This window comes from Comamonas sp. Y33R10-2 (genome assembly GCF_019355935.1).
Lineage (GTDB): Bacteria > Pseudomonadota > Gammaproteobacteria > Burkholderiales > Burkholderiaceae_C > Comamonas.
This window is the reverse complement of sequence record NZ_CP079925.1, coordinates 1,030,000-1,044,496: the sequence shown is the minus strand read 5'-3', so window position 1 is coordinate 1,044,496 and position 14,497 is coordinate 1,030,000. Positions and strand designations below refer to the sequence as shown.

At 57.9% G+C, this 14,497-nt stretch carries 14 protein-coding genes; 3 read left to right on the top strand and 11 right to left on the bottom strand.

What is annotated here, in order from left to right:
* Positions 1–76: 76 nt before the first annotated feature.
* The 4 genes from plsY to KUF54_RS04705 all read right to left on the bottom strand — a co-directional run bounded on the left by plsY (position 77) and on the right by KUF54_RS04705 (position 3,737).
* Positions 77–781, bottom strand: coding sequence for a glycerol-3-phosphate 1-O-acyltransferase PlsY (gene plsY, locus KUF54_RS04720; RefSeq protein ID WP_219345516.1), 705 nt, complete (start codon positions 779–781; stop codon positions 77–79).
* A 110-nt stretch (positions 782–891) separates the two neighbouring features.
* Positions 892–1,392, bottom strand: coding sequence for a Cys-tRNA(Pro) deacylase (gene ybaK, locus KUF54_RS04715; RefSeq protein WP_219345515.1), 501 nt, complete (start codon positions 1,390–1,392; stop codon positions 892–894).
* 131 nt (positions 1,393–1,523) lie between these two features.
* Complete coding sequence (locus KUF54_RS04710; RefSeq protein ID WP_219345514.1) at positions 1,524–2,489, bottom strand: MBL fold metallo-hydrolase; 966 nt, start codon at positions 2,487–2,489, stop codon at positions 1,524–1,526.
* Between the two features lie 186 nt (positions 2,490–2,675).
* The gene (locus KUF54_RS04705) at positions 2,676–3,737 is read right to left on the bottom strand and encodes an aldo/keto reductase (RefSeq protein ID WP_219346272.1); all 1,062 of its coding nucleotides are present in this window, start codon (positions 3,735–3,737) and stop codon (positions 2,676–2,678) included.
* 159 nt (positions 3,738–3,896) lie between these two features.
* On the opposite strand from KUF54_RS04705, the gene KUF54_RS04700 reads away from it, so the two are divergent.
* Entirely contained in the window at positions 3,897–4,865 is a 969-nt protein-coding gene (locus KUF54_RS04700; RefSeq protein ID WP_219345513.1) for an alpha/beta fold hydrolase, read from the top strand.
* A gap of 128 nt (positions 4,866–4,993) precedes the next feature.
* Here KUF54_RS04700 and KUF54_RS04695 read toward each other — a convergent pair whose 3' ends face one another.
* A complete protein-coding gene (locus KUF54_RS04695) occupies positions 4,994–7,609 on the bottom strand; it encodes a penicillin acylase family protein (RefSeq protein ID WP_219345512.1) in 2,616 nt (871 codons plus the stop codon).
* A 57-nt stretch (positions 7,610–7,666) separates the two neighbouring features.
* Between KUF54_RS04695 and KUF54_RS04690 the strand changes: the two genes are divergently transcribed.
* Positions 7,667–8,101 (top strand): hypothetical protein, encoded by a 435-nt coding sequence (locus tag KUF54_RS04690; protein WP_255576298.1) that lies wholly within the window; start codon positions 7,667–7,669, stop codon positions 8,099–8,101.
* A gap of 66 nt (positions 8,102–8,167) precedes the next feature.
* Here KUF54_RS04690 and KUF54_RS04685 read toward each other — a convergent pair whose 3' ends face one another.
* Positions 8,168–8,482, bottom strand: coding sequence for a hypothetical protein (locus KUF54_RS04685; protein WP_255576297.1), 315 nt, complete (start codon positions 8,480–8,482; stop codon positions 8,168–8,170).
* A 180-nt stretch (positions 8,483–8,662) separates the two neighbouring features.
* Between KUF54_RS04685 and KUF54_RS04680 the strand changes: the two genes are divergently transcribed.
* Entirely contained in the window at positions 8,663–9,427 is a 765-nt protein-coding gene (locus KUF54_RS04680; protein WP_219345511.1) for an SDR family oxidoreductase, read from the top strand.
* Positions 9,428–9,511: 84 nt separating this feature from the next.
* Here the strand turns inward: KUF54_RS04680 and KUF54_RS04675 are convergent, their stop codons facing one another.
* The 5 genes from KUF54_RS04675 to KUF54_RS04655 form a co-directional block, all read right to left on the bottom strand.
* Positions 9,512–9,961 carry a hypothetical protein gene (locus tag KUF54_RS04675; RefSeq protein ID WP_219345510.1) on the bottom strand — a complete coding sequence of 150 codons (450 nt, stop codon included), beginning with the start codon at positions 9,959–9,961 and terminating at the stop codon, positions 9,512–9,514.
* 75 nt (positions 9,962–10,036) lie between these two features.
* Positions 10,037–11,131, bottom strand: coding sequence for an LD-carboxypeptidase (locus KUF54_RS04670; protein WP_370627601.1), 1,095 nt, complete (start codon positions 11,129–11,131; stop codon positions 10,037–10,039).
* Positions 11,132–11,323: 192 nt separating this feature from the next.
* On the bottom strand, positions 11,324–12,727 hold the full coding sequence (gene tadA, locus KUF54_RS04665; RefSeq protein WP_219345509.1) for a tRNA adenosine(34) deaminase TadA: 1,404 nt from the start codon (positions 12,725–12,727) through the stop codon (positions 11,324–11,326).
* 88 nt (positions 12,728–12,815) lie between these two features.
* Entirely contained in the window at positions 12,816–14,075 is a 1,260-nt protein-coding gene (locus tag KUF54_RS04660; protein ID WP_219345508.1) for a branched-chain amino acid ABC transporter substrate-binding protein, read from the bottom strand.
* A gap of 57 nt (positions 14,076–14,132) precedes the next feature.
* Entirely contained in the window at positions 14,133–14,390 is a 258-nt protein-coding gene (locus KUF54_RS04655) for a hypothetical protein (RefSeq protein ID WP_219345507.1), read from the bottom strand.
* Positions 14,391–14,497 lie beyond the last annotated feature (107 nt).

Here is a 14,497-nt window from a genome sequence, read left to right as displayed (position 1 = left end):
TATTGAATACTGAGCAGGTGGCGCCCGGCCTGTCTTGTTTTTTTGCTCAAACCCTTGAGTTTTCAGCGTTAGTCACTTAACGGCGCTTACCCTTGCCTGCCTTTTTACCAGCAGTTTCAGTCGATTGAACCTGTTTGGCGGCCTTGGCTTCTTCCGTCTTTTTCTTGCCTAGCTTGGACTCTTTACCAGCAATCAGGCGCTGAATGTTTTCGCTATGGCGCCAAAGCAGCAAAGCGGCCATCACCACGATGGCCGCGGTGATCGGTGTCTCCGCATCCCACATAAGGCCGCTGCACAGCACGTAATACACAGGTGCCAAAACTGAAGCCACCAATGCGGCCAAAGACGAGTAGCGAAACAGCGCCGCAACCAACACCCATGTCAGTGCAACGGCCAAACCCAGCCAGCCGCTAATACCCAGCAACACGCCCAGTGCAGTGGCCACGCCCTTGCCGCCCTTGAAACCAAAAAATACGGGGTAGAGATGACCCAAAAATGCAGCCAAACCGACCAGCGCCACAGAGCCATCACCCAGACCGAACTGCGGGCCAAATACCTTGACCAGCACCACAGGCACAAAGCCTTTGAGCGCATCCAGCACCAGCGTAGCAATGGCCGCAGCCTTGCTGCCAGAGCGCAGCACATTGGTAGCACCGGGGTTGCCGCTGCCATAGCTGCGCGGGTCATGCAAGCCCATGGCACGGCTAACAATGACGGCAAAAGAGAGAGAACCAATTAGATAAGCCGCAACTACGGCAATCACAGGATAGAGCGCGTTCAACGAAATTCCTTGGCCAGAAGCTGGCACTAAGAGCCGCCATCAATATGACGCGGCTCAGATTGTTGTTTGAGTTTTTACTTACTGGGCAAATTGACAACCCAGCCATCCCTCTATTCTGCCAGCGCGCAGTGCACTGGTTGGGCATTGAGCAACCGGGTACAAACCTCAGGCTCCAATTGCACCAAATAGCCGCGTCGCCCGCCATTGATGGCAATTCGGGGCAACTCCAAAATCGTGTCCTCGATATATACCGGCATATCGCGTTTGGTGCCAAAAGGCGATGTACCGCCCACCAAATAGCCGCTGTGACGATTGGCTACCTCTGGCTTGCAGGGTTCCACACTCTTGGCCCCAATCTGGCGGGCCAGATTTTTGGTGGACACCTTGCAGTCGCCGTGCATCAACACAATCATCGGCTTGGCATCTTGGTCTTGCATGACCAAAGTCTTCACCACCATGTGCTCCGTCAGTCCCAACTGCTTGGCTGACTCTTCGGTGCCGCCATGCTCTACATAGTCATAAGGGTGCTCGGTGAACTCCACCTTGTGAGCTTTAAGCATTTGTGTGGCGAGGGTTTCGCTCACATGGACGCTTTTGTCTTTTTTGGCCATGATTCAAATTTGATAGCTGCTAGCCCCTGTTCCATAACGTCAGACTAAAGTCCAAGTACAACACAAGGGTCTTCATTTTGATACGCACGCAGCCCATTGGCTGCGTGTCAGCATCAGTATCAGTGCACGGTTTATGTCAGTGGTTGCCAATCAAAACCGCTGCCGGCTTTGTGAATGTGGCCCAGCGACGGCAGTGGAAAGTGGTACCCCCCCACTAAACCACCTTCGTCCGCCAAACGTGACAGCAGCGTGTGGCGTGTGGCGCGGGCTTGCTCGGCGTTCATGTCGAACTGCACCTGCCAGTCCGGGTGCTTCACAAACAGCGCGGGGTAATGGGCGGTGTCGCCAATAAAGGTAAAGCGCTTTTGCTCTGACTGCACCGCAATGGCCGTGTGCCCCGGAGTGTGGCCAAACGCTGCAATCGTGCTGATGCCCGCAGCGATCTGGCGGCCGGGCACGAACTGTTTGATTTTGTCTTGGGGATAGTTGGCAAACACGCGGCGCACAGCTTGAAAGCCGCCGCGTGCGGCTTCGGGTGCCGCGTTCATGCGTGCGTCATCCATCCAGAACGTGAACTCTGGCTGCGCCACAAACACGTCTGCCCTGGGGTAAACCAAGCTGCCATCTTTGCGGCGCAAACCATTGATGTGGTCGCCATGCATGTGGGTCAGGATGACAGCGTCAATACTGGCCGGATCAATGCCCGCAGCGCGCATGTGGGTGTGCAGCAAACCGGTTTGAGGGCTTGCATTGTCGGCAAAGCCGGTATCAAGCAAATAGCGCTTGCCATCCAACTCGACCACAAAGCAGGTATAGGGCACATCAATATGGGTAGTGGGCAAGCCCGCCGCGGCCAGCGCGGCTTGAACCTCGGGCAAAGGTGCATTGCGTACAAAGCCTGCGTCAAGAGCTCGCTTGGTCACCCCATCGCTGACAGCCGTAATCCGTGCGTTGCCGAGCTTATGCTGAACGTAGCCCGCTGAGATGGTTTGCGCGACCGGCTTGAGTGATGTGGGGGTGGTGGTGCAAGCTGGCAAAAAGCCAGCCATAGCCAAACTACTGCTGCCCAGCAGCCAAGTGCGGCGATTGATTTGCATGACGTGATTCCCTTAAATAAAGTGGTTAAGCCGATCCTTCAAAAAGCGTATCGGAAGTTGCAGCGAAATGCAGCAGCAAAACTGCTTACCAAAACGGCATAAAGCAAGCGAAAACAGGCTCATGCCGCTTTTCTCTGGATGACACAAGCAGCGGCAAAAACCACTGACGGATTCAATACTGCAGCATCAAACCGCAGGGTCGCGCATCTCCCAGCGAATGGCGTCAATCTCAGCGAGCAGCTCAGGAGAAAGCACGGTGCCCCATGCATTCAGATCTTCATCGAGCTGGGCCACGCTTGTCACGCCGATGATGGTGCTAGTAACTTGCCACTTGGTGTAGCAAAACGCCAGCGCCAGCTGCACCGCCGTCATACCATGCTTGCGCGCCAGCGCGCTGTAGCGGCGGGCGGCGGCCAGTGCATCGGGCCGGCCCCAGCGCTGCTTTTGCACCGATTCGTATTTGCCAAGGCGTGAGTCCTTGGGCGCGCCCGCGTCTGTTGGAGCAAACTCGTCAAACTTGCCTGTCAGCAGACCGAAGGCCAGCGGTGAATAAGCCAGCAGCGACACATTCAGGCGGTGACAGGTTTCATCCAGCCCGTTTTCATAACTGCGATTGACCAAGCAATACGGGTTTTGCGTGGTTGCCACGCGTGGCAGTCCATGCTGATCGGCAAGGCGCACAAATTCGTGCACGCCAAACGGCGTCTCGTTAGACAAGCCAATATGGCGAATTTTGCCCTGCTTAACCAAGCCTGCTAGCGCATCCAGCTGCTCATGGATGGGCGTGGATGAACTTTCCTTCTTCGGGTCGTAATACATGCCGCCAAAAGCGGGCACATGACGCTCTGGCCAGTGAATTTGGTAAAGGTCAATCACCTCAGTTTGCAGGCGCTGCAAGCTGGCGTCGCAAGAGCGGGTAATGTCTGCTGCCGTCATGCCCGCACCTTCACGAATCCACGGCATGCCACGGGTCGGGCCCGCCACTTTAGTCGCCAGCGTGAGTTGGTCGCGCATTCCCGGGCGGGCCTTGAGCCAGTTGCCGATGATGGTCTCCGTCGCGCCAAACGTGGCCGCTCGCGCGGGCACGGCATACATCTCGGCCGTGTCAAAAAAGTCTACGCCGCGCTCCACAGCGCGATCCATGATGCGGTGCGCCTGCGCCTCATCGACTTGCTCGCCAAACGTCATCGTGCCCAGACAGATGGGGCTGACGCGCAAGTCACTCTGCCCCAGAGCGACGGGGTTCATGGAAAGGCGATGGTTTTGAGCTGCAGAAGTCATAAGCAGCAGTTTATGGCCTGAGCAGTGAAGACCATAAAAAGCGCCTTGTTTTTATGATGAACACTGTCCCATGCAAGACCGGCAACGCCACAACCGCAGCAATAATCAAAACAACGGAGACAGACAATGACAACTAACACACCATCCACTAAGTCAGCCCCTGAGCAAACAACTTACCAGCCCCGCCGCCAGTGGAAGTCACAGATGCTGCCGGTGCGCAATATGCACTACCACCTGCGCAGCTGGGAGCCAGAGCACATCAACACCGAACTGCCGGTGCTGGTTCTGGCCCATGGCTGGATGGATGTGGCCGCCTCTTACCAATTTGTGGTGGATGCGTTTAGCGACGCCTTTGTGCAAGGCCGCCGCATCGTGGCCCACGACTGGCGCGGCTTTGGCCTGAGCCGTTCGCCAGCGCCCTGCGACAGTTACTACTTCACCGACTATCTGGCCGATCTGGACATGCTGCTTGAGCAAATCTCGCCAGAGCGTCCGATCGATCTGGTCGGTCACAGCATGGGCGGCAATATCTCCTGCATGTATGCCGGTGCTAGAGCCGATCGCATTCACCGCTTTGTCAACTTAGAAGGCTTTGGCATGCCCGCAAGTGCCGCTAGCCAAGCGCCGGCACGCCTTGGCAAATGGATGGATGAGCTGCGCGAGCAACGCGCCGGCGGCATGGCACTGGCCCCTTATGACAGCGTGCAAGCCGTGGCCGCACGCCTGCAAAAAACCAACCGCCGCCTGCCACGCGACAAAGCGCTATGGTTGGCCCATCACTGGGCTGCGCCTGATGCACAAGGCCGCTGGCATATTCTGGGCGACGCAGCGCACAAACTCACCAACCCCTACATGTACCGGGTCGATGAGGCGCTGGCATGTCTGGCCACTATCACCGCTCCCACTTTGTCGGTGGAAGCTGCCGATGACAGTCTGGGCCAGTGGTACAAGGGCAGCTATTCGCTGGCCCAATATCACGAACGTCTGAAGCACATTGCGCAGTGCGAAATTGCTGTCGTTGAAGATGCAGGCCATATGCTGCACCATGATCAGCCAGAGGCTGTGGCTCGTCTGATTGAGGATTTTTTGCGCTAAACCACGCTATAAAAGCATGAGCAGCTAGTCCATTTCATTCATCACTTTCAAGCCATTATTAATCTGAAGTTAATGGATTACGAGGACTAGCAGCTCACTTCTTCATAGCGGCTTTGAGTCAATATTCTTCAGAGCTGCGGCGTTTTTTGCGGCTGTAACTCCAGCGCATGGCGCCAGCGCGCAGGCTGCATCTGTAGCTTGCGGTAGCGGCCATCCGCCCATTCACGGCTCATATCACCATAGCGGCCAGATAGCGCCATTCCGCTTTGCCCGGTTTGATAGATGAACTGCGAGGATTCCAAGTCGCCAAGGTCATAAATGGCACGTAGCGATGGCGCGTGACGGCTGACAAAGCGCCCACCCAGCAAAGCCTTGGCACTGGCGGCTTTCACATCCGCTGGCAAAGGGTTGGGGTTGTACTGACCGACATTGACCGTATAGCTATCGCCACCCGAGGGCACGCTGACATTGAAAATGCCCGCCAACGCAGCCACCGCTCCAAACGGTTTGTGCGCGCTCAACGCCGGATGGGCGTCGCCCCAGCGCCATTGCTTGATATCGCTGCCATAAGCGGCTTGCAGCTTGGCAAGCGTGCGGGTCAGCGCCTCGCCCGCTTGCTGCTCACAGCTCAGCGGTGCACACCACCATGCATCGTTGCGCGCCAAGATGCCTTCTAACCCGGCGCGAAAATCGCGCTTGCCGTACGTCATGGCAAAGCGCTGCTCGCCAATGCGGGCAATGACGATGCCACGCGTCAACTCATCGACCCACACAGAAAAAATCAAGGGCTCGGCACGCGCCTTGTCCATCTGCCCATCAAAGCTCGCCAGCAACTGCTGGGCGTCCGCGGCCAGGACGTGGTTTGACTGCGCCTTTCGCAGTGCGGGCAGCAAGGCTTGTGTGGCCAGTGACTGCACATCACTTTGCAACGCCGCCATGCTGGCCATATCGTGCTGGCTGCTAGCCGCCAGCACCTGCTCTATGCGCTGGTAGCGGTAAGGCAGGCTCCAGTCTTGGGTCAAAAAATGCGCATAACCCGGCTCAGTCACCCGCTGGTTGGCTGTGGCAACAAAGCCGCGCGCGCTGCCATCATTTTGTGGAGTCTGCGCGTAATTGAGCCAGCCCTGCCAGTCATAGCGCGCGTCCCAACCGGGTGCGGGCACCACACCGCGCAAATCATGCGCAGGGGACCGCACGGGCACTTTGCCAGCCGCTTTAAAGCCGATATGACCCTGCACATCAGCCGCCACAATGCTTTGCATGGGCGAGTGGTAGCCCGCAAAGGCCTCAAACAACTGCGCTACGGTCTGCGCACCATTGGCTTTTAGACCCGCCTCGACCGTGCGATTGTCAGTATCCAGCGCCGCCCACCGCAGGGCTAGCGCGTATTTATCGGTGTTGATCACTTTGCCGTATTGCTGCTGCGCATCGCTAACCACCGGGCCGTGGCGCGTGCTGCGCAGCATTACTTTGGCATCGCTTTGGCCTTTGACCTTGAAGACTTCCTCACGCACGCCAAATTTTTCCCAGCCCGTGGGCGTGCGGTACTGACTGGCATCAGCGGGGTTGATCTGCTCCAGATACAAATCCTGTACATCAGGGTTGGTGTTGGTAAAGCCCCAAGCCACTTGCGCTGTGCGCCCCAGCACGACAAAAGGCATACCGGGCAAGGTCGCACCCGTAACATCCAAGGCACTCAAGGGCGTGCCGTCAGCGGCCCTGCCACCCGGCGACTGAAGGCGGGCGAAGTACCAAATAGCCGGTGCGCTCAAGGCCAGATGCGGGTCATTGGCCAGCAGCGGTTTGCCGCTTTTTGTCTTGCTGCCCGCCACCACCCAGTTGTTGCTGCCCAGCCCATCATTGGTGCCCATGTCTCGCACCGTCTCAGCCGCCCATTGCTGCAAAGCGGATTGAATTTGCTGCGCAGGCGCTGACGTGGTGCCAGCTCCTGTCCCTGCGCCAGCATCGCGGTACACACCCAGCTGGCGATAGAGCTGGGCCATATCAACGCCTGTGACAGGCTGCTCACCCGGATAAGCAGGCATCAGCTGCCACAGCTGCTCGGTGCTTAAAACCTGCAGCAAGTTCAGTCGTGCAAATTCATTGCCCCAGTTACCGCCGAGGTCTAGCGCCATCATCAGCGCCCAACCCACAGTGTCTTCAGGCTCCCAGGGCGATGAGCCACCAGCAGCGCCCGGGCCTCCCGGTTTCGTGCCCAGCAGCAAAAACTCAGGCGCCGTAGCTTGGGACGGGTTGGCATAGAAGGCAGCAACACCTTGGCTATACACCTGCAAAGCCTCTTGCACCGATGGCGGCAGCGCCTGGTACTGGCGACGAGCGGCGCCATGAATATCCAAAGAGCGCATGAGCTTGTCCAGCTCCAGCGTGGCAGGACCCAAAATTTCAGACAAGCGCCCTTGCATCAGTCGGCGGTTAAATTCCAGCTGCCAGCCGCGATCTTGCGCGTGGACAAAACCCAGCGCACGCCACACATCTTGCGGCGATTGCGCGCTGATATGGGTGACATCTGCAGCATCGCGGCGCACCCAAACCTTGCTGGCCAGCCCCGCCACAGCCAGCTTGCCATCCATGCGGGGCAGCGCCTTCACGCCATAAACGGAAAGCACCGCACCCGCTAGCGATGTCAGTGTGATCAGCGCTGCACCTGTGTGCAGCACGCGCCGAGTCCATTGGGATGATGAAACTTTCCCTGCTGAAGTTGTGCCTGCAACTATGTCACCCATATCCACCTCGCCTTGCTTGATTGGTGCGCAACAACCACATGCCTGTGGCTCTAAAGCATGGGTGACAATACCTGTTTGGGCGCTGGCCCGCTGTTAGGAATTCAACGCATGTGGCCTTTTAGCCTGCTCAAAAAACTCAGCCAAGACCCTGCCGTCGGTCAAACTCGCGGTGACTATATGGGCTGCTATTTACTGGGTACCCAGACCACGGGCCGCGACGATAACGTCAGCTACATCTCGCTAGCCACCACCCGCGAGCAGCTAGAAATTGACGCCCGCCAATATCTGCAAGATTTTTTACAGCAGCACCCACAACTCAAAGACGCTGAACGTGCTGCCCTGCAAGACCTGCTAGATCACTGGCAAGAGCGCGCCGACGCGCATCTGAGCGCAGCCACCGGCAAGCCATTGGCGGTGCAAGGCGGCAGCGATTTATTTTTACGCACCGGCATGCGAGCGCGTAAAAAAGAAAAAGGCGTTTATCTGGAATAAACGCATGGCAATCCACCAAGGCCGCGAACACTTGCTGATTGCTGATTTCTGCTTACTGACAACTTACTACTGATTGAAGTGAAAGTTAAAGCCTGCATCCGTCAGCTCAACTGCTCCATCAGCTTGCGTTTGCAGCCAGCCCTTGCTTTGCGCCAGCGCCAGCCCCGCGCGTTGGTCGCCATCGCTGATGTCATGTCGCTGTAGATCCTCAGCCAGCGCCTTGGCGCTCATGCTCTGGCGTGCGCGCAAGCTTTGCTCCACGACCAAGATGTAGAGAATTTTGCGCGCTGCTGTCTCAATCGTTTGCTCTGCCATGCTCAAGACTCCTGTAATGGGGTTGCCGCCCAGTGGTTCAATGATGCGGCTGCTGATAACGCTCAACACACATCCTCAGCGTAACGGCACACGGTTCAAGGCTGTGTCATCCAAGCTGCCAATAACGACTGCAGGCAAGTCCACCCTTAGTCCCAATTGACGATGTTTGTGCCGGCTTGCCATCCCAACATGCATGACCCCAAAAGTAGCTCGACGAGAGCTGAGAACATCAAAAGGAGACACAGGATGGCAAAACGTTTAGAGGGCAAGATTGCACTCGTCACCGGCGCAGCCAGCGGCGTAGGGCTTGAAGTGGTAAAGCTGCTGCTCAATGAAGGCGCCAAAGTCGCTTTGAGCGACATCAATGAAGACGTAGGTCAAGAATTGGCAGCTGAGCTGGGCGAGCACGCCATGTTTGTTCGCCACGACGTGAGCAATGAGACGGATTGGAAGAGCGTCATGGCTGCCGTGCAGCAGCGCTTTGGCACGCTCAATGTGCTGGTCAATAACGCCGGCATTTTGCTTGCTGGCGATATGGAAACCGGGCGAGTCGAGGACTTTAGCCGCCTGCTCAAGATCAACACCGAATCCGTTTTTATCGGCTGCCAACAAGGAATTGCAGCGATGAAGGAGGCAGGCGGCTCCATCATCAATATGGCCTCCGTCTCGAGTTGGATGCCTGTTGAGCAATATGCGGGCTACAGCGCCAGCAAGGCCGCCGTGTCTGCTCTGACCCGCGCCGCAGCGCTGAACTGCCGCAAGCAAGGCTACGCCATTCGCGTGAACTCCATTCACCCCGATGGCGTCTACACCCCGATGATGCAAGCCTCTTTACCCAAGGGTGTGCCCAAAGAAATGGTTCTGCACGACGCCAAGCACAACCGCGGTGGCCGCGCCTATATGCCCGAGCGCATTGCCAAGCTGGTCTTGTTCTTGGCCAGCGATGAATCGAGTGTCATGAGCGGCAGCGAGCTGCATGCGGATAACTCGATCCTCGGCATGGGACTGTAATCTTGACGGCTCCGTGAAACGAGGTGGTGGCGAAGCTTGATCGCTGCATAGCCATGCAAATCGGCCCCAGCCTTAGAGCGGCTCTTAGTCCTTCTTGGCTGCACCACCTCTGGCCGCTGGCGCAATCCCCCGCGCCATGCGGGCGTTGTAGACGGTAAGGCGACTCAAACCCAGGTGCTGGGCGACCTTGGCGTCAGATGCCGTGCCCAGCAAGGCCACGGCTTCATCACCCCAGACAAAGGCGCCACCCGCGGCTTGGGTGGCAGAGGCCACGCCCAACTCGCTGCGCTTGGCAACCACGCTGGCCTTGCTAATGCCCAGCTGCTTTGCCACTTCTGCATCCGAGATGGTGCCCAGCAAAGCCTGCGCTTGGGGGCTCCACACAAAATGGCCAAAAGCTGCAATCCCCAAAGCATTGCGCTTGAGGTTCACGGTCTTGGCCGATGTGCCCCAGCGCTGCGCCAGCACCGCATCTTTTTCATGGCCGAGTTGGGCCAGCATTTCCTCAGACCATTGCAGCGCAGCTTTTCCCATTGCAGCTCATTTCTTGACAAAATTACATTAAAAACAGGCTCTATCCCTTATGAATGAAGGACTATCAGCTATCAATTAATGAGTATGACCCCAGTAGATCAAGGCATCACGGCCCTCTACGGACAATGACACTTGTGCGCCTACAGGCAGCAGCACCTTGGTCGGCACATGACCAAACGGCAGGCCTTGCAGCACCGGGCGCTTGACCTGCATACGCAGCCAGTCGATCACCGTTTGCAGCTTAAAGCCCTTGTCATGGGTAGTGAGTTTGAACTCCGTGAACTGGCCAAAGATGATGGCTTTTTGCTTTTGCAGCACGCCAGCGAGCAAAAGCTGCGTCAGCATGCGCTCGATCTTGTAAGGGTGCTCGCCCACATCTTCGATAAACAAAATGCCGCCGTCGATCTGCGGGAAGTAAGGCGTGCCCAGCAGGGACACCAGCACCGCCAGATTGCCACCCCACAGCGTGGCGCCGCCGGGCACATAAAAGTCTTTGAGCTGGGGCTTGCCGTTGGGCAGCTCGCCCACCTTGGGCATTTGCCAGCCTGCGCCCTCGCCTTGGCCTGAGAGCAAATCCTCAAAGCAGTCCAGCATGATGTCGTCCACGGGCTCGCCGGTTTTCTTGGCGTCCACACCAAAGTCGGCGTTCAGTGCAGGGCCAGCCCACGTGGTCGCACCGGTTTGAGCCAGCATGGCCAGCTGAAACGCGGTGAAATCGCTTAGGCCCACAAACTTCGTGCCCTTGGCAATCGCCTTGGCCACGGTTTTGTACTTGATACCCGGCAAGATGCGGGTGAGGCCATAGCCGCCGCGCGAGATCAGCGCCACATCGGCGCCGCTGGCGGCCGCGCGGTGAATGGCAGCTAGGCGCGTGGCGTCATCACCGGCAAAGCGCTGGCTGCTGGTGAGCGCATCCGCATCCACTTCCACCTGATGGCCCAAAGCCTCTAACTGCTTAATGCCGCGCTTGAAGGCGGCCTTGTCGCGCACCGCGCCCGAGGGCGAGTAGATATAGATGTGCTTAGCGCCATGGCTGTGGTCATGGCCGCAGCAGCTGCCGTCTGCGGTATGCACATGATCGTGATGCTGGTCGCTCTTGTGTTCGCTTTTGTGCTCGTGCTTGTGCTCTTGCTGCGCGTGGTGTTCATGGCCGCAATGCTCGTCGTGCACATGTTCTGCCGGAGCTGGTTGGCCCGCATGGTCGTGCGAGCACTGGTGAGCGTGATCATGGCTGCAAGCCGGGGATTTGCGCGAGGTTGCCAAAGCCTGTTCATGCAACCACTGGCTGCATGCTCCGTGAAAAGGTGGTGAATCCGCAGATTCAAGAATTCAGATCAAAGGCCCGCAGCATGAAGCTGCAGACTACGGCGCGAAGTATTCCACAGCCTTTGCAGCGCTGCCCTGCTTTGCCGCAGGAACCGCAGAGCCATGTTGGTTTTGCAAGCCCAGCTCTGGTATTTGAGCCAAAGAAGGAGCAGCGTTGATCCAAGCGGCCTGCCACTGTGCAAGCGAGACTAATTTTTGCGTCTCAGGCGGCTGCAGCCACAGCTTGCGCGCCTTGGCCCATTGCTGCAAAAGAGGCTCGGATACAGCGCTTAATTCAGACTGCACACGCGGCCAAGCCTTGAGCGCTGCGCGGTGACCACTTTGTGCAAAGGGAGCGTTCCATGCGCGGGCGACCCCGTCAGTCTCGGCGTTTTCATCGGCGCCCTCGGCCTTCGCTCTGTCCTCAATCTGCGCCATCGCCTTGGCCACGTCCCAAGAGGGTTTGCGCGCCGCTTGCTCCACCCATTGTTGGCTGCGCTCAGGCAGTTTGCCCAGCGGCCACACATCTTTGAGCCACGCGCCCAAAAAGCGCTCTGGCATGGCTTGCGCAACGGCCAAGCCCAGCCTGCCACCATCTCCATGGGCCAGTAACACTACTTGGTGCAAATCAAGAGTATGCACTAACTCAGCAATGATTTGCTGATGCCACTGCGCGCTGTGCAGGCTGTCTTTCTTGGGCTGATCGCTGCGGCCAAAACCCGGCAAATCAGGCACCACTATGCGATGGCCTGCAGCGAGCAACGCTGGCATCACATGCCTGAATTCATAACCCCAGCCGGGGCTTCCATGCAGGCACAGCCAAGTCAGCGGTGCGCTGGCTGTGCCTTCATCCACCACAGCCAAACGCAGGCCCTTGAGTGCTGGCAGATCACTGCGCCACTTCGGCTGCCACGGCCAATGCGGTAAATCATCAAAGACTTGCGCAGGGTTGCGCAGCGCCCAGTCTTTGAGTGGATGCGGCTCCAGCGCTTTTTTTTCTTTGCGCCGCTGCTGAAAAAATTCGGCCATCAAAGCAGCGCATTCATCGGCCAGCACGCCGCGCAGCACCTGCGTCTGATGATTGATTTCAGGATAGCCAAACACATTGAGCACCGAGCCTGCCGCGCCAGTCTTGGGTTCGGCCGCGCCGTAGACCACGGTATCGAGACGCGCATGCAGCATGGCGCCACTGCACATGGTGCAAGGCTCCAGCGTCACGTACAGGGTGCAGCCTTCGAGCCGGTAATTGCCCAGCGCCTGCGCGGCTTCGCGCAGCGCCAGCACTTCGGCGTGGGCTGTGGGGTCGTTGGCAGAGAGCGGGCTGTTTCGCCCCCGGCCTATGACCTGCGCGTTTTTGACGACCACAGCCCCCACCGGCACCTCGCCGCAGGCGGCGGCAACACGCGCTTGCTCCAGCGCCATACGCATGAAGTGCTGGTGTACGGAATCATCAAAATCCATAGCTATAGGTGCTTAATAACAAAGGACTAGAGGGCGATTTAACAAAAATTTAGCTGTTTGAGAGCCGCTTAAAAGCCGCTCTTGGCATTCAACGCCCTTGCACCACCAACTCTTTACGCTCACCCGAGGCATAACCATAGAGCGTGACGCGAGGGCTTTGCAGCTCACCTTGAGAATCAAAAGCTATCTTGCCTGTGACGCCTTCGTAATGCGTTTGACGCAGGCTTGGCAGATAGGCTTCGGGCTTGGCTGAATCTGCACTGATGATGGCCTGCGCCAGCACCATGGTGGCGTCATAGGCGTAGGGGCTGTAGACCTGATATTGACCGGGGAAGCGCTGGTCGTACTTTTGCTTCCAAGCAGCGCCGCCGGGCATGTTGGCAAGCGAGCTGCCACTCATCACACAAATCACGTTTTTCAGCGAAGGCGCTTTGTCAGCCATGGCGGGCAGGCGTTCTGAACATTGCGCATCACCGCCCAAGAATTTGACTTGGTTCATGGCCAACTGAGACATCTGGCGCAGCAAGGGACCAGCTTGTGCATCTAAGCCGCCAAAGAAAATCGCGTCTGGCTTGTGGGCCTTGATGGCGGTGAGGACGGAAGAAAACTGCGTCGCCTTGTCGCTGGTGTATTGCTTGTCCACGATTTGCACATCGCGCTCAGCCGCTGCCGCTTCAAACAGCTTGACGATGCCCTGCCCGTAGGTCGTGCGATCATCAATGATGGCCACGCGCTTGACGCCCTGATGCTTGACGGCATAGTCCAGCAGGGCTTCGACCATGGCAGTGTCATTGGCGATGACGCGGAAGGTGTCGTCATAGCCGGCATCGGCAATAGCGGCATGGGTCGCCGCTGGTGTGATGCTGGGGATGCCGCAGTCGTTGTAAATCTTGGCCGCTGGCAGCGTGGTGCCAGACTGGAGATGGCCAACAACCCCCGCCACTTTTTTGCTGCAAAAAATGCGTGCCAGTGCCACGGCCTGACCGGGGTCGCCGGCATCGTCGCCAGCTTCTAGCTTCCACTGCACCGCTCGGCCGCCCAATTGCAACTTGCGGGCATTGAGATCTTCAACGGCCATCCGCACGCCGTTTTCTTCATCTTTGCCCAAGGCCGCGATAGGCCCAGAAATGGGGCCACCATGGCCAATGCGCACAAGCACGGGCTTGCTCATGTCTGAAGCACCGGTCGCACTTACCGCGCCGGTTGATGCACCGGCTGCTGCCCCTGCCGTAGCTACTGCCCCCGCTGCATACGCCACATTCATCAACGGCAAGCCTGCGATAGCAAGCGCCAGAGTAGATGGGATATGGAGACAACGGCTCAGAGCCACGCGAGCAGTGATAGACATGCTTTTTCCTAGATGAAACGAGAGACCGGCACACCCACGCGTCTGCGGTGTTTGAGACTATGGTGCTTGATCAGGGGCAGGCCGGGGTGCGTTGAGTGCAGATTCCAGCTGCTGTCGATACTGCTGCTGGATCTGCTCACTTTGCCGACTTTGCTCTCGCACAGCCTTGGCCTCAGAGCCTTGATTGTGCCCTGCTGGCAACGATGGGCTCTGGCGAGCCAAGCTTTCCTGGCTACTTTGCCAGCTTTTTTTGACCAAAACGCCCACCACGGCCAGCGCCACAACAAGGCTAAGCACCCCAAAAACAGCTCTCATGATGGACTCCGATATTTGCAATGCGTGGATTTGAACACGCCTTCACGTCGGCCCCGCTCATGGGTCATGCCCCAGCGGCGCACTGAAATTGGGCAGTGCTGAGATAA

Excerpts from the sequence above, each read along its gene's own strand:
- ybaK (WP_219345515.1), bottom strand. The coding sequence starts at position 1,392 with ATGGCCAAAAAAGACAAAAGCGTCCATGTGAGCGAAACCCTCGCCACA.
- KUF54_RS04710 (WP_219345514.1), bottom strand. The coding sequence starts at position 2,489 with ATGCAAATCAATCGCCGCACTTGGCTGCTGGGCAGCAGTAGTTTGGCT.
- KUF54_RS04705 (WP_219346272.1), bottom strand. The coding sequence starts at position 3,737 with ATGAACCCCGTCGCTCTGGGGCAGAGTGACTTGCGCGTCAGCCCCATC.
- KUF54_RS04700 (WP_219345513.1), top strand. The coding sequence starts at position 3,897 with ATGACAACTAACACACCATCCACTAAGTCAGCCCCTGAGCAAACAACT.
- KUF54_RS04695 (WP_219345512.1), bottom strand. The coding sequence starts at position 7,609 with ATGGGTGACATAGTTGCAGGCACAACTTCAGCAGGGAAAGTTTCATCA.
- KUF54_RS04690 (WP_255576298.1), top strand. The coding sequence starts at position 7,667 with ATGGGTGACAATACCTGTTTGGGCGCTGGCCCGCTGTTAGGAATTCAA.
- KUF54_RS04680 (WP_219345511.1), top strand. The coding sequence starts at position 8,663 with ATGGCAAAACGTTTAGAGGGCAAGATTGCACTCGTCACCGGCGCAGCC.
- KUF54_RS04675 (WP_219345510.1), bottom strand. The coding sequence starts at position 9,961 with ATGGGAAAAGCTGCGCTGCAATGGTCTGAGGAAATGCTGGCCCAACTC.
- tadA (WP_219345509.1), bottom strand. The coding sequence starts at position 12,727 with ATGGATTTTGATGATTCCGTACACCAGCACTTCATGCGTATGGCGCTG.
- KUF54_RS04660 (WP_219345508.1), bottom strand. The coding sequence starts at position 14,075 with ATGTCTATCACTGCTCGCGTGGCTCTGAGCCGTTGTCTCCATATCCCA.
- KUF54_RS04655 (WP_219345507.1), bottom strand. The coding sequence starts at position 14,390 with ATGAGAGCTGTTTTTGGGGTGCTTAGCCTTGTTGTGGCGCTGGCCGTG.